This window comes from Xanthomonas citri pv. citri, from assembly GCF_000961215.1.
GTDB classification, from domain to species: Bacteria; Pseudomonadota; Gammaproteobacteria; order Xanthomonadales; family Xanthomonadaceae; genus Xanthomonas; species Xanthomonas cissicola.
The window spans coordinates 5,043,673-5,064,082 of sequence record NZ_CP008998.1 but is presented as its reverse complement, the minus strand read 5'-3'; the positions used below and the strand labels follow the sequence as shown (position 1 = coordinate 5,064,082).

19 protein-coding genes and 1 pseudogene are annotated in these 20,410 nt (G+C 64.3%); 10 read left to right on the top strand and 10 right to left on the bottom strand.

Annotated features, from left to right (window positions below):
- The first annotated feature begins 52 nt into the window (after nucleotides 1-52).
- The 3 genes from uca (at nucleotide 53) to AMD14_RS22115 (ending at nucleotide 5,923) form a co-directional block, all read left to right on the top strand.
- Nucleotides 53-3,700 (top strand): urea carboxylase, encoded by a 3,648-nt coding sequence (gene uca / locus AMD14_RS22125; RefSeq protein WP_011052894.1) that lies wholly within the window; start codon nucleotides 53-55, stop codon nucleotides 3,698-3,700.
- Nucleotides 3,701-4,149: 449 nt separating this feature from the next.
- Nucleotides 4,150-5,364 carry an IS4-like element ISXac1 family transposase gene (locus tag AMD14_RS22120; protein WP_011050083.1) on the top strand — a complete coding sequence of 405 codons (1,215 nt, stop codon included), beginning with the start codon at nucleotides 4,150-4,152 and terminating at the stop codon, nucleotides 5,362-5,364.
- Nucleotides 5,365-5,491: 127 nt separating this feature from the next.
- On the top strand, nucleotides 5,492-5,923 hold the full coding sequence (locus AMD14_RS22115; protein WP_040107708.1) for a nuclear transport factor 2 family protein: 432 nt from the start codon (nucleotides 5,492-5,494) through the stop codon (nucleotides 5,921-5,923).
- Nucleotides 5,924-5,989: 66 nt separating this feature from the next.
- Here AMD14_RS22115 and AMD14_RS24395 read toward each other — a convergent pair.
- A pseudogene (locus AMD14_RS24395) lies at nucleotides 5,990-7,157 on the bottom strand (IS3 family transposase).
- 60 nt (nucleotides 7,158-7,217) lie between these two features.
- Nucleotides 7,218-8,732 carry a choice-of-anchor Q domain-containing protein gene (locus tag AMD14_RS22095; protein WP_171843868.1) on the bottom strand — a complete coding sequence of 505 codons (1,515 nt, stop codon included), beginning with the start codon at nucleotides 8,730-8,732 and terminating at the stop codon, nucleotides 7,218-7,220.
- A 198-nt stretch (nucleotides 8,733-8,930) separates the two neighbouring features.
- Between AMD14_RS22095 and AMD14_RS22090 the strand changes: the two genes are divergently transcribed.
- Nucleotides 8,931-9,992 carry an RluA family pseudouridine synthase gene (locus tag AMD14_RS22090; RefSeq protein ID WP_015463803.1) on the top strand — a complete coding sequence of 354 codons (1,062 nt, stop codon included), beginning with the start codon at nucleotides 8,931-8,933 and terminating at the stop codon, nucleotides 9,990-9,992.
- A 214-nt stretch (nucleotides 9,993-10,206) separates the two neighbouring features.
- The gene (locus AMD14_RS24385) at nucleotides 10,207-10,437 is read left to right on the top strand and encodes a hypothetical protein (RefSeq protein WP_223293191.1); all 231 of its coding nucleotides are present in this window, start codon (nucleotides 10,207-10,209) and stop codon (nucleotides 10,435-10,437) included.
- 28 nt (nucleotides 10,438-10,465) lie between these two features.
- Here AMD14_RS24385 and AMD14_RS22080 read toward each other — a convergent pair whose 3' ends face one another.
- On the bottom strand, nucleotides 10,466-10,897 hold the full coding sequence (locus tag AMD14_RS22080) for a hypothetical protein (protein ID WP_005922907.1): 432 nt from the start codon (nucleotides 10,895-10,897) through the stop codon (nucleotides 10,466-10,468).
- A 315-nt stretch (nucleotides 10,898-11,212) separates the two neighbouring features.
- Here AMD14_RS22080 and AMD14_RS22075 point away from each other — a divergent pair, with 315 nt between their 5' ends.
- Entirely contained in the window at nucleotides 11,213-11,611 is a 399-nt protein-coding gene (locus AMD14_RS22075) for an antitoxin Xre/MbcA/ParS toxin-binding domain-containing protein (protein WP_004429277.1), read from the top strand.
- Nucleotides 11,612-11,714: 103 nt separating this feature from the next.
- Here AMD14_RS22075 and AMD14_RS22070 read toward each other — a convergent pair whose 3' ends face one another.
- A complete protein-coding gene (locus tag AMD14_RS22070; RefSeq protein ID WP_015463800.1) occupies nucleotides 11,715-13,334 on the bottom strand; it encodes an alpha/beta hydrolase in 1,620 nt (539 codons plus the stop codon).
- Between the two features lie 256 nt (nucleotides 13,335-13,590).
- On the opposite strand from AMD14_RS22070, the gene AMD14_RS24810 reads away from it, so the two are divergent.
- Together AMD14_RS24810 and AMD14_RS24805 are read left to right on the top strand one after the other, a co-directional pair.
- Complete coding sequence (locus AMD14_RS24810; RefSeq protein WP_015472901.1) at nucleotides 13,591-13,803, top strand: hypothetical protein; 213 nt, start codon at nucleotides 13,591-13,593, stop codon at nucleotides 13,801-13,803.
- A 127-nt stretch (nucleotides 13,804-13,930) separates the two neighbouring features.
- Nucleotides 13,931-14,134 carry a hypothetical protein gene (locus tag AMD14_RS24805; RefSeq protein WP_131830033.1) on the top strand — a complete coding sequence of 68 codons (204 nt, stop codon included), beginning with the start codon at nucleotides 13,931-13,933 and terminating at the stop codon, nucleotides 14,132-14,134.
- Between the two features lie 121 nt (nucleotides 14,135-14,255).
- Here the strand turns inward: AMD14_RS24805 and AMD14_RS22065 are convergent, their stop codons facing one another.
- The 4 genes from AMD14_RS22065 to AMD14_RS22050 all read right to left on the bottom strand — a co-directional run bounded on the left by AMD14_RS22065 (nucleotide 14,256) and on the right by AMD14_RS22050 (nucleotide 16,368).
- Nucleotides 14,256-14,672, bottom strand: a complete 417-nt coding sequence (locus AMD14_RS22065) for a type II toxin-antitoxin system VapC family toxin (protein WP_005916679.1) — start codon at nucleotides 14,670-14,672, stop codon at nucleotides 14,256-14,258.
- Nucleotides 14,669-14,923 (bottom strand): FitA-like ribbon-helix-helix domain-containing protein, encoded by a 255-nt coding sequence (locus AMD14_RS22060; protein WP_005916676.1) that lies wholly within the window; start codon nucleotides 14,921-14,923, stop codon nucleotides 14,669-14,671. Before AMD14_RS22060 ends, AMD14_RS22065 begins: the two co-directional genes overlap by 4 nt.
- 145 nt (nucleotides 14,924-15,068) lie before the next feature.
- Nucleotides 15,069-16,175 (bottom strand): type II toxin-antitoxin system RelE/ParE family toxin, encoded by a 1,107-nt coding sequence (locus AMD14_RS22055; protein ID WP_005916674.1) that lies wholly within the window; start codon nucleotides 16,173-16,175, stop codon nucleotides 15,069-15,071.
- Nucleotides 16,162-16,368 carry a hypothetical protein gene (locus AMD14_RS22050; RefSeq protein ID WP_003489327.1) on the bottom strand — a complete coding sequence of 69 codons (207 nt, stop codon included), beginning with the start codon at nucleotides 16,366-16,368 and terminating at the stop codon, nucleotides 16,162-16,164. The genes AMD14_RS22055 and AMD14_RS22050 overlap by 14 nt, the downstream gene beginning before the upstream one ends.
- A gap of 238 nt (nucleotides 16,369-16,606) precedes the next feature.
- Here AMD14_RS22050 and AMD14_RS22045 point away from each other — a divergent pair, with 238 nt between their 5' ends.
- Nucleotides 16,607-17,134, top strand: coding sequence for a CcdC protein domain-containing protein (locus AMD14_RS22045; protein WP_005916668.1), 528 nt, complete (start codon nucleotides 16,607-16,609; stop codon nucleotides 17,132-17,134).
- Between the two features lie 25 nt (nucleotides 17,135-17,159).
- Here AMD14_RS22045 and AMD14_RS22040 read toward each other — a convergent pair whose 3' ends face one another.
- Both AMD14_RS22040 and AMD14_RS22035 read right to left on the bottom strand, forming a co-directional pair.
- Nucleotides 17,160-18,425 carry a phospholipase D-like domain-containing protein gene (locus tag AMD14_RS22040; protein ID WP_015463799.1) on the bottom strand — a complete coding sequence of 422 codons (1,266 nt, stop codon included), beginning with the start codon at nucleotides 18,423-18,425 and terminating at the stop codon, nucleotides 17,160-17,162.
- Between the two features lie 156 nt (nucleotides 18,426-18,581).
- The gene (locus AMD14_RS22035; RefSeq protein ID WP_011052886.1) at nucleotides 18,582-18,761 is read right to left on the bottom strand and encodes an RNA 2'-phosphotransferase; all 180 of its coding nucleotides are present in this window, start codon (nucleotides 18,759-18,761) and stop codon (nucleotides 18,582-18,584) included.
- A gap of 277 nt (nucleotides 18,762-19,038) precedes the next feature.
- Between AMD14_RS22035 and AMD14_RS22030 the strand changes: the two genes are divergently transcribed.
- Nucleotides 19,039-20,400: an MFS transporter gene (locus tag AMD14_RS22030; protein ID WP_005916658.1), complete on the top strand. Its 1,362-nt coding sequence runs from the start codon at nucleotides 19,039-19,041 to the stop codon at nucleotides 20,398-20,400.
- Nucleotides 20,401-20,410 lie beyond the last annotated feature (10 nt).

Below are 20,410 nucleotides of genomic sequence, written 5' to 3'. Positions count from 1 at the left end.
GCAGTGGGCTCCGGTCGGAGGCCAAGCCGCTGCATCGCCCGGAGCACGCCATATGTTCAAGAAAATCCTCATCGCCAATCGTGGGGAGATCGCGGTGCGCATCGCGCGCACGCTCAAGAAGATGGGAGTGACGTCGGTCGCGGTGTATTCCGACGCTGACCATGACAGCCTGCACGTGAGCGTCGCCGACGAAGCTGTGGCGTTGAACAGCGGCGGCAGCAGCAGCGCCGCCGAAACCTATTTGCGTGGCGATCGCATCCTGGAGATTGCCCGGAAGACCGGTGCCGGGGCCGTCATCCCCGGTTATGGCTTTCTGTCCGAAAACACCACGTTCGCCGAGCAATGTGCGGAGGCCGGCGTCGTCTTCGTCGGTCCCACACCCGAGCAAGTGCGCCGCTTTGGCCTCAAGCACACCGCGCGCGCGATCGCCGAGGCCGCTGGCGTGCCGCTGACACCTGGCACCGGCCTGCTGCAAAGTCTGGACGATGCGAAAGTCGCTGCACAGCACATCGGGTATCCCGTCATGCTCAAGAGCACGGCCGGCGGCGGTGGCATCGGTCTCTCGCGCTGCGATAACGCAGCCGAACTGGCCACGGCCTACGATTCGGTACAGCGCCTTGGCCAGAACTTCTTCAAGGACAGCGGCGTCTTCATCGAAGGCTTCGTTGCCAATGCGCGCCATGTCGAAGTGCAGATCTTCGGCGACGGCAAGGGACGCGTTGTGGCGCTGGGCGAGCGCGACTGCTCGCTGCAGCGGCGGCACCAGAAGGTGGTCGAGGAAACACCTGCGCCGCACCTGCCGGACGCGACCCGCGCCGCCTTGCTGGACGCCGCCGTGAAGCTGGGCGAAGCGGTGAACTATGTCTCGGCCGGCACGGTGGAATTCATCTATGACGCTGCGCGCGATGCCTTCTACTTTCTTGAGGTCAACACGCGCCTGCAGGTCGAGCATCCCATCACCGAGGCGGTCACCGGGCTGGATCTGGTGGAATGGATGGTACGCATTGCCGCTGGCGAGCCGCCATCCTTCGATGATCTGCCCACGCCGCGGGGCACTGCCATCGAAGTGCGCGTCTATGCCGAGAACCCCGTGCGCGGCTTTCAGCCTGCGCCCGGCATACTGACCGATGTTCAGTTCCCCGAAGACGTGCGCGTGGACACATGGGTGCAGACCGGCACCGAGGTGTCTGCCAACTACGACCCACTGATCGCCAAGGTCATCGCCTACGGGGCGCACCGCGAGGAAGCCCGCCAGAAGTTGCTGATGGCGCTGGAGCTGACGCGCCTGCACGGCAGCGCCACCAACCTGGACTACCTGCGCAGCATCCTGCAAAGCAGGGAATTTTCGGCCGGGACGGTGTCCACTTTGCTGCTGGACCGCTACGACTATGTCTCGCCCGTGGTCGAGGTGCTGGAATCGGGCACCTACACCACCGTGCAGGATTACCCTGGACGTACCGGATATTGGGACATCGGCGTGCCGCCCTCCGGACCGATGGACGACTACGCCTTTCGCCTGGCCAACCGCATCGTCGGCAACCACGAGAGCGCTGCCGGCCTGGAATGCACGCTGCAAGGGCCGACACTCAAGTTCCATGGCGATGCGGTGATCGCGCTCACCGGCGCGCCGGCACTGGCGACACTGGACGACGGTGAACCGCTGCCCTGGTGGAAGCCCATCGCGGTGCGCGCCAGCCAGGTGCTGCGCATCGCCAAGGCCAGCAGCGGTTGCCGCAGCTACATCGCGATCCGGCGTGGCATCGATGTGCCTGAGTACCTGGGCAGCAAATCCACCTTCGTGCTCGGCCAGTTCGGCGGCCATGCCGGGCGCACGCTGCGCGTGGGCGACGTGCTGCCCATCAGCCGGCCCGAGCTGGCGGTCTGCACCACGCCAGCGCCGGCCTGCGTGCCGGCCACGCCACCGCACGAACTGGTGCCCAGCTATGGCAAACACTGGGACATCGGCGTGCTGTACGGCCCGCACGGCGCGCCGGACTTCTTCAGCGAAGACAGCATCGCCCGCTTTTTCACGACCGACTACCAGGTGCACTACAACTCCAACCGCCTGGGCGTGCGGCTGGTGGGTCCCAAGCCCAAGTGGACGCGCAGCGACGGCGGCGAGGCCGGGCTGCACCCATCGAATGTGCACGACTGCGTGTATGCCATCGGCAGCATCAACTTCACCGGCGATACGCCGGTGATCCTGACCTGCGATGGCCCCAGCCTGGGCGGCTTCGTGTGCCCGGCGACCATCGCCAAGGCCGAGCTCTGGAAGGTGGGTCAGGTCAAGCCGGGCGACACCATCCGCTTCAGGCGCATGGGCTTCGATGAAGCCCTGGCGCTGGAGCAGGCGCAGGACAAGGCCATCCGCCTGCTGCGCCCGCTGCCGGACCTGTCAGCGCGGGATCTTCCCGCTGCACCGGCGACGGTCTCGGAATGCGTGCTGGCCGAGCTGCCTGCCGAAGGCCAACGCCCGGCCGTGGCCTACCGGCAGGCTGGAGACAAGTACATCCTGCTCGAATACGGCCCCAACGTGCTGGACCTGCGGCTGCGCCTGCGCGTCCATCTGCTCATGGAAGCGCTCAAGGCCGCGAAGCTGGACGGCGTGCATGAGCTTTCGCCCGGCGTGCGCTCTGTGCAAATTCACTACGACAGCCGCGTCATCGCGCAGTCGGTGCTGGTCGAACGCCTGATCGCCTTGGAAACGCAATTGCCCGGCGTGGAGGGTCTTCAGGTCCCGAGCCGCATCGTGCATCTCCCCATGGCCTTCGAGGATTCGGCCACGCTGGGTGCAGTCACACGCTACATCGAGACGGTGAAGGCCGACGCCCCCTGGCTGCCCAACAACGTGGACTTCATCCAGCGCATTAACGGCCTGAGCCGCCGCGAGGATGTTCGCACGACGGTTTTCGAAGCCAGTTACATGGTGATGGGCCTGGGCGACGTGTACCTGGGCGCGCCCTGTGCCGTGCCGCTGGACCCGCGCCATCGGCTGCTCACGTCCAAGTACAACCCGGCACGCACCTTCACGGCTGAAGGCACGGTGGGCATTGGCGGCGTGTACATGTGCATCTATGGCATGGACTCGCCCGGCGGCTACCAGCTCGTGGGCCGTACGGTGCCGATCTGGAATAAGTTCCTGAGAAACCGCCAGTTCGGCGCGGAGCCCTGGCTGCTGCGCTTCTTCGACCGGGTGCGCTTCTATCCGGTGACCGAGGTTGAACTGGATCAGTTCCGGGCCGATTTCCGTGCCGGCCGCACGCACATCAAAGTCGAAGATGCCGTGTTTGATCTGGCCGAGCACGAGCGGCTGTTAGCTCAAGACGCAAGCAGTATCGAAGCATTCCGGGAGCGGCAGCAGACCGCCTATGCCACTGAAGTGGCGCTGTGGCAGAACGACCCCAAGGTCGAGGCGGTGGAGGATGCCGAGGAGGCAGTCATGCAGGCTGTCGACGGAAGCGCGGTGGTGGCCGACATGTGGGGCAATGTGTGGAAGGTTCTTGTCGACGTCGGGCAGGAAGTCCAGATCGGCGAACCGCTGGTGATCCTGGAAGCCATGAAGATGGAGTTCCAGGTAGCCGCAAGTCAGGCAGGAACGATCGCGGCCTTGCATTGCAAGGCGGGCAAGCCTGTCGCCGCGGGAGACGCGTTGGTGGTGATTCGACCGCACCCTGTGGCTGCGACTGTGCCTTACGCGTGATGGGGGTGCGCCGCGGTCGGTATGCCTGTGACGTCGCCACCAGCGGGAAGCGCCAGTGCTCCCTGGTGGAGAGCTTCTTCGGCCAGCCCGAACGCGAGAGGATCGGGCGACGCTCCTATTGCCCAAGGGCGCCGTACGCGCAGAGGCGCTCGATTACATCGGAATGTTCAACACTCCCGACGCTACCCAGGTTCAATTGGCGACCTGTTTCCTGAGAGTTTGAACGGCGCTACGCGCAATGAGGGTGGTGTGTACCTGTGGAACCCTGCGCGTATCAATGAAGAAACGGAGTCAAGAAACGGAGTCAGGTTCACTGAAAAGTCAACCTGACTCTGAGGTTTCCCCACATTTCTTCCTGCGAGATCAAGCGCTTGGTGGGCCAGGCGGTGGAAGAAGGTGCGCGCATGGGGCACGCTTCAAGGTGATTAAGCCAGAGAAGAGTGCCGACCATGCGCGCCAGCGAAGTATTGCAGAAGTGCCTGTCTAACTCACTCTCCGGGATGCATGCGTTACGCCAACGTACCTTGCTGGGCGCGGTTGAAGCGCTAGTGCACGGGGGCCGACTGACGCTGATCGACATCGCACGCGCGTGGCCTGGCGCGACGCGGGTACGTGCGCCCCTCAAGGCATGCGACCGCCTGCTGTGCAATCGCACGTTGCAGGCCGAGCGATCCATGATCGAGCGGGACATGGCGCATTGGCTGTTGCGCGGCGACCAGCCGGTGATCGTCATCGACTGGAGCGATTTGAAGCCGGACAAGTCATGGTGTCTGCTGCGCGCAGCCGTGCCGATCGGTGGACGCACACTCACCTTGCTGGACATGGTGGTTGCCGGGAAACAGCAGGGATCGCCCGGCGCGGAAAAACGCTTCTTGCAACAGCTCAGGCGAATGATTCCAGACGATGTGCGTCCGATCCTGGTCACGGACGCCGGATTCCGCACGCCATGGTTTCGCGCGGTGTCGGCGATGGGCTGGGATTGGGTCGGGCGTCTTCGCGGACGCACGCAGGTCAAACCGCAAGACGTGCCCGATGATGCAGCGCAATGGATCGATAGCCGACGCCTGCATGCATTGGCGTCCAACCGTGCATGCGAATTGCCACCGATGCAGGCCAATCGCAGTGATCCACTCGATTGCCGTCTGGTGCTCTATGCCAAGACACGTCTGGGACGTCAGCAACGCAACCGCCGCTCGCCAGCGAAGGTCTCGCGTGCATCCTCCAGCTTGAAAGCAGCGGCGCGTGAACGCGAGCCGTGGTTGATCGTTGCCTCCCCACAGTTACAAGCACCCAGCGCGAAACACTTGGTCAATCTGTACGCACGAAGGATGCAGATCGAGCTGGCATTTCGTGATCTGAAGTCGCATCGCTACGGTCAGGCGATGGAAGACAGCCTGACCCGTCGCGGCGAGCGGTTGCAGATCCTGTTGTTGCTCAACACACTGGCCACCTTTGCCAGTTGGCTGGCAGGACTGGGATGCGAAGCCACCGGTATCGCCCAGTGGCTATCGCCACGCAGCAGTACACGCAAGCTCTACTCGACACTGCGTGTCGGCCGCCAGGCGCTGGCCAGGCGCTGGCCGATGGAACCTGTCTCACGCTGGCTAGAACGCTTACGTACACTGCCCGAAGCAGTGCGTGAGCAGATGACGCTGGTGCTTTAAAAACGTGGGGATACCTAAGAACCTGACTCCGTTTCTCCGGTCTCGCTCGGGCCCGCGTCATTGGCATGCAGGGGAGGCTGCAAGGAAATAGGGTCAAGTTCACTCAGAAAGTCAACCTGACCCCGTTATTACTGCGATCGACAAGGTACGACTTGCCGAAGACGGCTGGAATTCCCGCGATGCAGACAAAGTGTCGCTTGCCTATTCGCTCGACGCCCAATGGCGAAACCGTACCGAGTTCACCAACGGCCGGGAAGAAGCGCGGCAGTTCCTTGCGCGCAAATGGAACAAGGAGCTGGAGTATCGCCTGATCAAGGAGCTGTGGGCCTTTACCGAAAACCGTATTGCTGTGCGCTACGCCTATGAATGGCACGACGACTCAGGCAACTGGTTCCGCTCCTACGGCAACGAGAACTGGGAGTTCGGCGCCGATGGGCTGATGGAGCGCCGCTTTTCGTGCATCAACGACATGCCGATCAAGGAAAGCGACCGCAAGTTCCACTGGCCGCTGGGCCGTCGCCCGGATGACCATCCGGGGCTGTCTGATTTGGGTATGTGAGTGGGTGTACGCGAATGAGATGAAAGCCCTTGGCAGTGGTTGATACGCCCAGGGTTCCGTAGACACTCAAGACCCTCGTTGCGCGTAGCGCCGTTCAAACTCTACAGGGGACAGGTCGCCAGTTGAACCATGACGGCGTTGTGGGTTGTAGAACATCTCGATGTAGTCGAACACCTCGGCGCGTGCGGCGTCCTTGGTGGGGTAGATCCGCCGCCTGATCCGCTCGCGTTTGAGCAGACCAAAGAAGCTCTCCACCGGTGCGTTGTGCCCCAAGGGCAGGCTTCGCGCTCGTGGCAGTTGCCACGCCGACTCATGCTGCACACCAAGCCATGGGACGCCAGGAAACTGCGCCAGTCATCGCTGGTGTAGACAGACCCCTGGTCCGAATGAACCAGGCAACCAGCGCTGGGTTTGCGCCGCCACACCGCCGACAGCAAGGCCTGCACGACCAACTCGGTATCGGCTCGATCGCGCATCGCCCAGCCGACGACCTGCCTGGAAAACAGATCGATCACCACAGCCAGGTACATCCAGCCTTCATGCGTACGGATGAAGGTGAAGTCGCTCGCCCAGGCCGTGTCCGGCTCGGTCACGTCGAACTGTCGATCCAGCAGGTTGGCTGCCGCCTTGCACGGCGTTCCGCCATGGAAGCGCGGCTTGCGGCCATAGCCCACCTGGGCACGCAGTCCCTCGGTGCGCATCAATCGATGCACCCGATGGCGACTGCAACGCTCACCCAGATCGCGTAGATCCTTGGCAATCTTGCGATGCCCATAGACACTGCCGCTGGCCAACCAGTGGTGCTTGATCAGCCCCAGCAGGCGTTCGTCTTCCTTGGCGCGTTCACTGTCGGGCGACTTTAGCCACGCGTAGTATCCAGCCCGGTTCACCCGCAAAACCCGGCACATCGCGCACACCCTGAATTCTTCGCGGTGGACTTGCATGAAGAGGTACTTTGCCTTTACCCCTTGGCAAAGTACGCGGCGGCCTTTTTTAGGATGTCGCGCTCCTCCGTCACCCGGCGCAACTCGATCTTCAGCCGCCGGACTTCGGCGCTCTGGTCCGCCTCAGCGCGCTGTACTACGCCGGGCTTGCCGAACTTGCGCAGCCAAGCGTACAGGCTGTGCGTGGTGACACCCAGTCGCTCGGCGACCTCTGCCACCTTGAACCCACGATCGGTCACTTGCCGGACCGCCTCGATCTTGAACTCATCCGTATACCGCTTACTGCTCATGGACACCTCCGAATCAGCCATTTTCCATGGCCTTGAGATGTCTAGGAAATCCTGGGCGTATCAATCACGCGCAACACCACGCTGGTCGATAGTGCGACAGCCGCTGCCGAGGTTGCGGACCGGGCTGTTGGCAGCCGGCAACTGGGTGAGCGTGGGGCCGCCATTGGCGGCCGGTGCGCCCAGCAGCGGATCGGTGGCGCGTGCCAGGCCGGCGGTGAGGGAACTATGGAACAAGCCGCCCGCAGCGGAGTACTCGATCAGGTTGTTGCCGTTGCTGCTCTGGTCGCTGCAGAAGGTGCGCTCGGTCTTGGAGTAGAAGATGCTGTTGCGGATGTCGAAGCCGCTGCCGAACAACGTCGATCCGGGTGTGTTCTCGGCGAAGGTGACGTTGTTGAAGCGCACCGTGGTCTTGCCCTGGTCGCCATTGGATGGCTGCCAGCCCACATGCTGGATCGCCGCGCCCACACCCTTGGCGTAGTTGCCGTAGAAGGTGCTGTTGCTGACGTTGCAGGACGGGCCGTAGCAGTCCATGTACAAGGCACCGGCGTTGCTCTTTTCGGCGCGGTTGGAGATGAAGCTGGTTTCTTCGACGTTGATGATGCCCGGCGTCGTGATGGTGGTGCCGGAGTGTGTGGTATCGCCGAAGCCCAGGCTGATGCGCGCACCGCCGGCCGGGCCGCCATAGGCGATGTTGTTGGCGAAGGTGGAGTAGCGCACGTCGATGGTGTCCGGTGCATACGCCCACAACGTGGCGCCGCCGCCGCTGTTGGCCGCGCTGTTGTTGCGCACCACCGTGCCGCACACCGAGAGCGTGGCGCCACCGGCGGTGGCGTTGAGGTAGCCGGCGAGCGAGGCGCCGTCGGTGTCGATCGCGCCGCTGTTGCCGAACTGGTCGGCATCCGGGAAGCCGGCCGGCGCATTGATGGCCTGGTTGCCGACAAATTCGGAATTGACGATGGTCAGACGGCTGAGCTGCGTGTAGAGCGCGCCGCCCAGCCATGAGGTGTTCTTGGAGAACGAGCTCTTGACGATGGTCACGTCGGTATCGCTGCCGGCGAAAATGGCACCACCCCCAATGCTGCTGCGGTTGCTCAGGAACTGGCTGTTGATCACTTCCAGCTTGCCGCGGTAGCTGACCTTGATCGCGCCGCCACCCCAGGTGCCGGGCGCGTACTGGGTGTTGGATGCTGGTTGCACGGAGCTGCCGTTCTGCAGTTTGAGATTGCGCACCGACAGCGCATTGCCGTTCTGCACCTGGAAGATACGCGCGGCCTGGCGGCCATCCAGGGTGATCTTGCCCTGACCATCGATCACCGTTGGCGTGCTGGCGCTGATGTTGATGGTCTGGTTGACGGCGATGCTGGCCGCACGCGTGCCGCAGTTGAAGGTGACATAGCCACCTTGCGCCACCGCAGTGGCGAGTGCGCTGGCGGTACAACTGGCGGCCGTGCCGTTGCCGACCACCACGCCGGCATTGGAGTGCGCCCACGGCTGCGGCGTGGTGCACTGCGCCACCGATGGCACGGCAGCGATGGCCGCACTGGTGGTGATCAGGGCAAGAAGCCCTGCCGTCACGACGGTGGCATGAAGTGTCGAACGCATGGTGATGTTCCTGCTTGGAGAAAGGGATCGAAGGGGAGTCCGTTGCCCGCACGCAACGTCAACGGGTGATGACAGATGTGTTGCAAGCCGGAGCGTCGCTACCGAGGCGTGGCATGGTGCGCGATCACACGCATCGCGATGCCAACCCAAGTTCCAGAACACCACGCGTCGATGCGGCGCCATCGCGTGGCCGCACATCGCTTCGCGCATGCGGAAGCTGGCCACTGCAGCGATCGACCGATGCTGCAGTGCTGCATGCAATCGCCCGCTGCATGCAATGCGTTGCCGCATCGCGCGTTACCATGCTGCACTCTCGATCCTGTCGCGATCCCGGCAATGCCCGATGCACCCCGCACCCACGATGGCACGCCGGCCAGCCGCTTCCAGCTGCCTGCCGGCCCGTGGGTCTCGGTCTTCGATGCGCTGTGCGCCTGTTTTCCGGCGATCGCGGCCGAGCGTTGGCGCAATCGGTTTGAGCGTGGTCTGGTGCGCGATGCCAACGACCAGGCCCTGGCGCTGTCAGCGCCGTATCGCGTGGGTGCGGACATCCGCTATTTTCGCGAGGTCGCCGATGAACCGGTGATTCCGTATGTCGAGACCGTGGTACATGCCGACGCGCAGTTGGTGGTGGCCTGCAAGCCACACTTCTTGCCGGTCGCACCGGCCGGTGCGTACGTGCGTGAGACGTTGCTGACGCGACTGGTGCGGCGGCTGGACAATCCAGCGCTCGTACCGTTGCACCGCATCGATCGCGAAACCGCGGGGCTGGTGCTGTTCTCGGCCAACCCTGCCACGCGTGGGATCTACCAGGCCTTGTTTCGCGAACGGCGCATCCGCAAGCACTACTTGGCGGTAGCAGCGCCGCTGCCAGAGTTGAGATTTCCGTATGTGCACCGCAGCCGGCTGGAGCCGGGCGAGCCGTTCTTCCGCATGCGCGAGGGCGTGGGCGAACCGAACAGCGAGACAGTGATCGAGGTGGTCGCACGCAACGCAGACACCTGGACGTATCGGCTGGAGCCGGTGACCGGGCGCAAGCATCAACTGCGTGTGCACATGGCCGCGCTGGGCGCGCCGATCCTGCACGACCGGTTTTATCCCGCCCTGGAAGCGCAGCGGCCCGACGACCCGGGACGCCCGCTGCAGCTGTTCGCGCATACATTGGCGTTCGATGACCCGATTACCGGTGAGCCGCGGCGCTTCACCGCCACGACCGAACCGACAAAATCGGCGTGAGACGCGCGCGCCTGCTTCGCTAAGAAATCAGACGAGATATCTGGTTTTCAGATATCCGAAAAAGCGCGCTACGGTGGCCTTGCGGACATCCCGTCCGCTCACGTCGAGGACGGACGCCATGACTGCTCCGAAAGCCCCTGCAACCCACAGCCGGCACCATGCTCGGGCACCATTGCACGCAGAACCCTTCACCTTCGGCGTGACCCTGTAGCAGATCGACCGTTTCCACACACTGCTGCGCACGATCACCGCGCAGAGCGACATGGTGGCGGTCTGCAGCGGCAAGCCACTGGACGCCACCAGCCTCTCGGTGCTTGGCGAGAGCATCTTCAATGCCGCCCGTGCGGTGCGCGGTGTGGTCGATGAGATTTACGAACGGCGGCTCGGCGGCGATGGCCCGGCCGATGCAGCCGATGCGCGCGTGCAGCGGGGCGCCAGGGCCTGACTGGGCGCCGCGCGCAATCGCGTCGGCCTCAACGCACCTTGTACAACACCGCCGCACCCGGCCTGGGTTCGAACATCGGCACGGTCTGCTGCGTGAGCGCGCTGCCCTTGGCGTCCCACACCAGGGTGTCGGTGGGGTAGTCGTCCTTGCGGGTCATGCTGTCGATCTGTTTGGCGATGACGGTGGATCCGGCTTTCACTTCCGGGTTCCAGGCGAACACGCCCAGGCGCCCGTAGAACACGGCCGGTGCTGCGGCGTCCAGGCGACGGTCTGGGCACATGACCAGGCCGCGTTCCAGCATCACGCGCAGCGCGCCGACCGGGACGGCCTTGACGGTGGGTGTGGTGCGTTCGGTGCTGTGGCCGGGGCAGACATTGGCCGAGCGGGTGAGCATGTCTTCGACCACCTGACGGTCGGACTGCGCCAGCGCCGGCAGCGCGGCGGTGGACAGGGCAAGCATGGCAAGGGTGGATTTCCAGGGCATCTGACAACTCCTCATGAGGTGAGACTCCAACACTGCAGCCATTCACGTGCAGGCTGCTGCCAGTGACGCGCCCGGATGCTAGCAACCCCTGCGTTAAGCGCCGAGAAGGCGGGTGAGGGCGACGCCGTGCAGGCGATGCCCTGGCCCTGCGCGTGCAGTCCATGCCCGGCCGCCGCGCCGCGCTGCATGACGCAACGGCCGCTGACGCGCCTGGCGGCTGTCAGGAGTCTCCCGATTGAGCGGCAGCAGCGGCCCGGTTAGCGTGCGCGCACGTACTCAGCTGGACGACCCATGGAACGCGCCGACCTCATCGCAGCAGTGCTTACAGGCATGCGGCGCGCCGAAGATTTTCGCGCGCAGGGCTCGCTCTACAGCACCGCGCACAGCGAGCAGATGCAGGTGGACCACGGCAACGCGGCCGACGCCGAGCTGGTGCTGTCGATGTTTGCGTTCACCCCCGAACACCTCAAGTTGCTTGGCACCGCCGGCATCGAAAACCTGGGCGAAATCGTCTGCCACGCATGGGCGTTGAACGGTGGCAATAACGAGGGGCTGATCCGCTGGTTTCGCCAACCCATGAATGCCCTCGACGGCCAGACGCCTGCAGCGATGGTGCGTGGCGGGCGCATCCAGGTGCTGCTGCTGGTGCTGCGCCAGCAGGTGGAATGGGAATTGCCGCGCTCTGCCTGATGCCCGACCGACAATGCCGCGCATGCGATCTGGCAGGCGCGGTGCGGTTGCGGCAGGCGGTGCACGCGCGTAGCGCTGCGTGCAACGCGGTGATCTCAGCCGCTCACCGCTTCGGTCGCGCCACTGCGTACATCTCTGCGGCAATCTTCTTCATCAGCGCGTCGTTGTCATCGCCCTCGGTGTAGAGATCGAAGTGGGTGCGGCCTTCCAGATAGCGAAAATCGCTCCTGGCGCCCAGGCCATCCAGCACCGCCTGGAATTGATGCGCCGCGCCATCCAGGTAGAACGTATCGGCGGTGCCGACGATCAGATGGATCTTGCCGTCCAGATCCGGCTTGAGCGTGGGCCATTGCGCGGCCACGCGCGCGGAAATGTCGTAGTGGGTACGCCAGTAGGCCACCACGGCCGGGTCCACCTTGCCGGTGTCGCGGTCGAACATCGGCAGCGGGCGGCCGTCGGCACCGCGCGGCGAAAAGACCCACTCGAACGAGGTGAGCTGCCCGCCGTACGGGCCGAGCACGCGTTCGAGCTTGGCGAAGGTTTCCAGATCGGCCAGCACCTTGCCGTGGTCGCGGATCAGCGGAAACTGGCTGCCATCGGCGCGACGGTAGACGTTGGCACTGGGCGCGTACAAGTTCGGGCCGGTGAAGTCGCGGAAATCGCTGGAATCCGGCGAGGTAGACCACGTGCCGCCGAATAGTTTGGGGTAGCGCGTCTGCAACCACAGCGTGGCCCAGCCGCCGGACGAATGCCCGTTCAAGAAGCGGCCGCTGGCCTTGCCGTCCATCTTGTACTGGCGCTCGAGCGCCGGAATCAGCTCTTCGGTCAGCGCAGTGCCCCACGGGCCGTTATTGACCGAATCGGCGAACTCGTGGGTGCCGGTGGGCGTGGACTGATCCAGGAAGACCCAGATCATCGGCGGTATCTGCTTGGCCGCCATCAGGCTCCAGGTGGATGCAATGCTGCCGGCGAAGCGGTTGTAGTTACCGCCGAAGCCATGCGTGACATACACGGTGGGATAGCGCGTGGCGGCCTTGGCGTTGTAGCCGGGCGGGGTCAGCACACGGGCGCGCAGCGACACCGGCCGGCCCCAGAACGCGCTGAGCGACGGACTCACCATCGAGGCATCGGCGCTATGCAGCCTGGCTTCGGGCACCGCATCGCGCACCGCCTGCGGCGCACGTGGCGAGACCTGCCACGGATCGTCCGAGACCGGCACCTGCTTGCTCAAGGTCAGCGCCGGCAGCGGCTTGCCCTTGGCCAATGTCACGGCGGTGACCTCGCTCAGCAGATCGCCGCCATCGCGGCCGCTGTAGCCATAGCTGCCATCCGGGTCGAGCACGGCCTGGAACAGATAATCGCCGGCCGGCAGCGCAGAAAACCCGCGCGGGAAGGCGATATTGTCCAGATCGATCTGGACGCTGCCGCCGGGTGCCAGCGCGGTGACATCCTGCGCGGCCACCGCCACTGCGGTGGGGCGGAAGGGATTCATATTCACCTCCTCCACCTTGCCGTCTTTCCCGCTTTGTTTGGCCTGCGCCTGGGCATCCTTGGCCAGGGTGGCGAACACCAACAGGCGCCCGGACGTGGCCTGGTCGGTCGCCCCGCCCAGGGTGACGCGCAGCAGACGATGCGCCGGCGCCGGCTCGGCGGCGTGTACGGCACAGGCGCACAGCAGGCCAACGGCCAGGCCCAGGCGCGGGGCAAGACGATGCAGGGACATGCAGATCCTTGGAAGCGGATGGGTGGGGTGGGCTTGGTGGCCCTGTGCGGACTGTAGCCAGTTTCCGGGACGCTGCGCGCCCTGTGGGCGAGGTGAGGTCAGCGCATCCGATCTGCTTTTTCTTAAATGGTACCGTTACGGTGATATGAGTCGAGGTGTTCGGATTGGGTTCTTAAAGTCTCCGTTTGTGTGGTCAACAATAACGGAGTGATTTGGAACGAAATCGTTCACGCATCAAAACGGCAGGATGCGATCTGTGCCGCAGAGCTATGGATTCAAGATTCATGGTGTAGAAGCGCCGTTTGGCATAACAACACCTTTCGGCAATGGGCACATACTTGTTCCAGATCCGTCTGCGGATGCAGAGAAATTTGGCGGGGCAGTTTCTTATGTGGATGATCCGGAAGTAGAGTTGCTAAATTTCTCGCAGCGACCCAACATCAACAACATTATTTGGACGTGCCTCTGATATTGCGCGTATTAAATCCAAAGAATGGGAGGATCAAGAAGAGTAGCATTACGTATTAATGGCGTCCGAAGGGCCAAAACTAAGCTTTGCCCGCGCTCCTTCAGAGTATAGGAGCGCGTTGCTCAAAATGATGCAGGAGAAAGGAGGGCGGCATTCAGATCCCTCAGAATCCCTTTACATCGACATTCCGATTTCTGAGGAGGCTTTCGAAGAAATGGAGGTGATGCTTGGCCCAAAAGTCTCTCCCGCAGATAAAGATGCTGTGCGCGAAGCGGTAAGCGCCTTTGCTCCGTCCGCGCACTTAAAAGAAAGCGCACTAAAAATTCGATGACGAACGTTCGGTTGCAAGCTAGACGCCCTTATCAACGGATTAAAGGAAATCATGTATTTAATGGCAACGTCTGAGAATGAAATCGAATGCCGAATGCCGATTTATGACCGAAAATGTCGTATCAACTCCAAGGGTTAATGACGTCTAACGCCATCGCCTCGAATGGTGCCGTGTCGCGAGTGGCAACGGTCAATCCTTGCGCGGCTGCTGTTGCAGCGATGTAGGCATCGGCGCGCCCGAGTGTGAGTCCTGCGGTTCTGGCTTTCGATGCAAGCGCCGCAAATGCGTGTGATGCATCCAGATCGAATGCGAGCAGGCGCCCGTCGAACAGTGGCAATACCTCGCCCTCCAACCGAGCATGCAAGGTGGATCGCTTTCGGCCCTTGGGCATCACGGCAATACCGAAACGGAGTTCAGCCACCGTCACGACCGACAGGAACAGTGTCTCGACAGCTTGTGCATCGATCCAGGCGACGACCTGCGGATTAGGCTGAGGCCGCCAAAGTTCGGAGATGACATTGGTATCGAGCAGGATCACTTCAGACCGATCGGCTTGATCGCCGCCTTGCCGCGCAGCTTGTCGAAGGCATTGGCCTCTTTTGCGGTCAGGCCGGCGTCGCGGCCGATGCTCACCAGCAGTGAGCCGAGTTTGACCCGGTCTGCGGGTTTGGCCGCCAATTCAAGGATTGCGCGGATCTCCGCTTCGGTGCTGCGGCCATGAAGTGCAGCCCGCGCGCGGATCGCGCGATGCACGTCGTCTGGGATATTGCGGACGGTGAAAGAAGGCATATGGCCCTCCCGGTGACATCAGGGTGCTTGCACTTTAGAGAAGTGCAAGCACTCAGGCAACGTCAGCACGCCCGGTATCGGATGCAGTCATTCCCGCATTAGCAGGTAAGTGGAATCCGGGGCCAACCTGGCCCCACCCCACCCCTCACCGATACGGCCCCGGCCCACGCCAGACCGGTTCGCCCTGGCGGTAGACCTCCATCATGTTGATGACCTCGCGCGCGTCGCCGATGGTCTTCAGCTCCGGCGAATCCGGTGGCAGCAGGCGGCATTTGCTGGAGCCGCGTTTGAGCGCGACATCCAGCGGGCAGATCATGCGTTGCTGGGTGCCGGGCAGGATGATGGCGATTTCCTGCATGCCTTGTTCTTTCCAGGCGCGCAGCTGGGTTTCGCTGCGCACGTCGTAATAGACCTGGAAGCCGCCGATATCCAGGCTGGGCTGGGCGTTGTTGCGGTCGTTGCGGCGGCCCTGGCTGATGGTGGGGGTGTTGGCCATGCCGTCTTCGGCGCCGTCGGCGGGTTCGTCGAGCATGCCCGGCGGGCGGCCGGTCCAGGTATCCGGGCGGCGCTGGGCGGATGCCGCCGGCGGTGCGGGCGGTTGCGGCGGCGTGGGCCGTTGCTGGCGACGCGGCTGGCGGCGTTCGGCCAGGCTGCCTTGCGCGGTATCGCCCTGCGGCGGCACCGGATGTTTGGCTTGCTGCACCAGCGTGGACTGTACCGGCGAGGCAGCCGGTGGCGGCTGCACGGGCGTGGGTGTCGGTGGCACCGGGGTGGGCGAGGGCACCGGCTCATCGGGCTGCGAGGTGTCGCCGACGAAATCCACCTTGATGCGTCCACCGCTGGCCGAGCCCTGCGGCGGGGTCATGGTGGGGGTGGAGGCCGACAGCAGGATCAGCAACATCAGCACGTGCAGCAGCGCGCTGATCAGCGCGGCAATCCACGGTTCGATGCGTTCGATCAGCGGTTCGGTGCGTGGCAGCCAGTCGCTGGCATCCAGATGGACGTGCAACACCTGCAGGGCGCCGTCACGCACGCGGTAGACCAACACATACGGGGTCTGCTTGACCACCCATTCGCGGGTGCCGGGCACGCGGCCAACGCGGCCGCGGCCTGGTTGCTCGGCCAGAGTGCGGGTGGCTTCCAGCACCTGCCGCGCCATCGCGGCAGCGGCGGTCGGGTTGAGCGCGTGGTAGTGATCCTGGGCGTGTGCAAGCTGCGTGGCGGCCGGGACGGTCCAGTCACGCCGTAACATCAACGCCCCATCCGGCGAACAGTGCGCTCACCTGTGCCGGAGCCGTCAACGCGCCCTGATCTGCAGCGGCAATCCCTTCCTGCACCGCGGCCAGGAAGCTGGCGTCGGCCACGACGCGGACCACCTCGCCCCATCCAGCCGTCTCGGGCAGCGTGTCGATCAGCGTATGGGCGTCTTGCTTGATGGCGGACATGGCACGGCGGAGGGGGAGCACTGCGCAAGTCTACCCGCGCCGCTCCTGTTCGCGTGTGGCAGGCGCTGGCGTGCCCGCGCGGCGTTCACCGGACAGGCGGCAAGCGCCTGCGCGGCAACGGTCTGGGCAGCGACCGGCGGTGCTGCCGCCTGTAGAAAGTGACACTTGGCACCTTGTTCGTGCCCATGGCTGGTTTCATTCTGCGCGGGTCGCTCCACTCATCCGCAAAGGACTCGCCATGCCCGCCGCTGCCATCGCACCCCTGACGCCGTATCTCTCGATGGCCGCCATCGGCTACCTCTACTACCGGCGCATCCGGCGCAGCTTCGGCCGGCAGCAATGGAAGCCGGTGGCCACGGCGGTGCGCAGCGCCGTGCTGCTGATCGCGGTGGCAGCACTGGCGTTCGCGGTGTACGGCTTGCCGCAGGTGCGGCTCGGTATTGCCGCAGGCACGCTGGTGGGCATCGGCCTGGGTGCGTTGTCGCTGCGCTACACGCATGCCGAATGGGTGGATGGTCAAGGCTGGTACACGCCCAATCCCTGGATCGGCGGCGGTTTGATGCTGGTGCTGCTGGGGCGCCTGGCCTGGCGCTGGGCCGATGGCGCGTTCACTGCCGGTGCGGCGGCGGCCGGTTCGCAGGCCAGCCCGCTGACGCTGGGAATCGCCGCGGCACTGGTGCTGTACTCGCTGGTGCACGTGGGCGGGCTGTGGTGGCGCCTGCGTCAGCTGCGCTTGCAGGCAGGCGCGGCGGGGGCGGCACGCTAACACCGCCGTTATCGGCCCTGCGCGCTCACACCTGCGAGCGGAACGGGAACACCAGTTTCTCGCCAAGCTTCTGCCGCAACGGCCGCGCGCGCCAGCGCTCCAGCGAATACTGCTCGGCGCGTTGCAGATCGCGCTCGAACACCTCGGTCATGCGTGCAGCCAGCGTGCGGTCGTAGACATTCAGGCTGGCCTCGTCGTTGAGGCGGAACGAGCGGATGTCGAAATTGGTGGAGCCTACCGAGACCAACAGGCCGTCGATGATCAGCAGTTTGGTATGCAGCATGGTGGGCTGGTATTCGTGGATCTCGATGCCGGCCTGCAGCAGTGGCTCCCAGCTGGCCTTGGAGGCCAGCCGCACCGACACCGCATCGATGTGCTTGCCGGGCAGCAGCACGCGGATGCTGACGCCGCGACTGCGCGCTTCCAGCAGCGCGCGGGTGATCAGCGCATCGGGCACGAAATACGCCGCGGCCAGGTCGATGGTGCTGCATGCGGCGGCGATGGCGATCAGATACATCAGGTGCATGCTTTCGCTGCCGCCGGCCGGCGAGGCCACGAACAACTGCGCATCGCTGTCGCCGACCGCCTCCAGCGCCGGGTAGTACCGGGCGCCATTGACCACGCGGCCGGTGGTCTTGATCCAGTTGTCGTTGAAGGCGGTCTGCACCTGCGCCACCACCGGGCCTTCGATGCGGTAGTGGGTGTCGCGCCAATGGTCCGGATCCTGCGCGTCGCCCATCCACTGGTCGGCCACGCCCACGCCGCCGGTGAAGCCGATACGGCCGTCGATCACCAGCAGCTTGCGGTGCGTGCGGTTGTTGATGCGGTGCAGGTTGTACCAGGCCAGCGGGCGGTAGCGGTGCACGTCCACGCCGGCCTCGGTCATGGTGTCTACCAGTGCATGGTCCATCTTCAGGCTGCCGCCCCAGTCGATGGTGACCCGCACATCCACCCCGGCGCGCGCGCGCTCGGACAAGGCGTCGCTGAATTCTCGGCCGATCTCGCCCGACCAATAGATATAGGTTTCGAACGTGATGGTGTGCTGCGCGCTGCGGATGGCCTCCAGCATGGCCGGAAAGATCTCGCGGCCGTTATTGAGCACGTCGATCCTGTTGCCGGGCAGGATGGCCGGCCCCAGCAACACCGACATCTCGCGTTTGAATTGCGGATCGGCAACGTCGTAGAGGTGTTTGGGGATGTGCTCGAGCTTTTTCTCCGGCGTGGCGAAGTTGAGCAGCAGCAGCCCCACCAGCAAGGTGACCGCCACGGCGGCCACGATGATCCATGTCATGCATCCAACTCCGGTTCCCCTGCCATCGACAGCCCCAAGCGGCCGGCATTCTGGCAAGCCGGGCGTCATGGGGGCCGTGAAGGGGGATGCGTCCGGCGTCTGTGCGTCTCCGTGCCGGCCCAGGTGCTGGCCGGCAGGCCAGCGGCGCGCCTCAGCTCAGCGCGGGCGGGTCAGGAACGCTGCCGGAACCTGCGCGGTGAGCCATACGCCGTTGTCGGCCTTGAAGAACGGCAGGCCGTTGCGATGCATGCGCCCGGCGTCGACCCGCAGCACCACCGGCTCGCCGTAGCGCTGCCCCACCGATGCGGCGGTCTGCCTGTTCGGACAGATGCACATGGTGGCGCTGGCCTGGGCGCAAGCCCTCGGCCATGATCGCCGCGCCCATTCGCCTCAAGGCTGCGCTGCCGGAATCTGCGGCGCCTGCCGATGTCGCCCGGTCGTGCGTGCTGTTGCCCGCAGCCGCAAGCGACACACCGACGACCGTCGAAAGCGGGCTGAAGCGCGCGCCGCTGCCGGCCGTTGCCAGGCCTGTATATGCGCCGAAATGCTTACATGCGTCACACAAGCGCGCACCTATACTCCGGGGCTGTCCCACCGAAGAGGTTCTGACCGCATGAGCGCACCCCCATCGTCTCCGATCGCTGCCGGTTCTGGCACCGCTGCCGGTAGCCTTCGCCGCTCGGTGTCCAACACGCTCAAGGGCTCGGCCGGCAACCTCGTCGAGTGGTACGACGTCTACGTCTATTCGGTGTTCGCCACCTACTTCGAGTCGCAGTTCTTCTCCAAGGAAGACAAGAACGCCACCATGTTCGTGTGGGCGATCTTCGCGATGACGTTCCTGATGCGCCCGATCGGCGCCTGGTATTTCGGCCGTTTCGCCGACCGTTATGGCCGCCGCCTGGCGTTGACCATTTCGGTGTCGGTGATGGCGCTGTGCTCGTTCGTCATTGCGATCACGCCCACGGTGGCCACGATCGGCATCGCTGCGCCGATCATCTTGCTGGTGGCGCGCCTGCTGCAGGGCTTTGCGACCGGTGGCGAATACGGCACCAGCGCCACGTACATGTCCGAAGCGGCGATTCCGGGCCGGCGCGGGTTCCTGTCCTCGTTCCATTACGTCACGCTGGTTGGCGGGCACGTGCTGGCGCAGACCACCTTGCTGGTGATGCTGCATTTCTTCGATGCCTCGCAGGTCTCCGAATGGGGCTGGCGCGTGGCGTTCGGGCTGGGCGGCATCGGTGCGTTGGTGGTGTTCTGGCTGCGCCAGACCATGGACGAGTCGCTGAGCTCCGAATCCATCGCCGATTCGCGCACCGGCAAGGCCAAGGCGTCGGGCTCGATGCGCGAGCTGTTCGTCAACCAGTGGCGCCCGCTGCTGCTGTGCTTCCTGATCACCGCCGGCGGCACGATCGCGTTCTACACCTATTCGGTCACCGGGCCGAAGATGATCCAGACCGCGTTCGCCGGCGGCGACGTGATGGCCGGCACCATCATCAACCTGGTCGCGCTGACCGTGCTGATGCTGATGCAACCGGTCGGCGGCTGGCTGTCGGACATCGTCGGGCGCAAGACCTTGCTGGTGTTCTTCGGCATCGGCGGCGTGCTCTACACCTGGTTCCTGGTGATGGAACTGCCCAAGCAGACCGACTGGCTGACCGCGTTCGTGATTCTCACTGTGGGCTTTGTGATCCTGACCGGCTACACCTCGATCAATGCAGTGGTGAAGGCGGAATTGTTCCCTACGCATGTGCGCGCGCTGGGCGTCGGTCTTGGCTACGCGTTGGCGAATTCGGCGTTCGGCGGCACCGCGCCGTTGCTGTATCAGGCCTCGCTGAAGACCAACCAAGTGACCGAGTTCGTGATCTATGCGACGGCGGTGATTGCGGTGTCGTTGGTGGTCTACATGTTCTTCCTGACCAACAAGGGCAGCAACTGGCTGGACGACGAAACGGCGATGCATCAGCGCAAGCGGTGATGAGTGCGCG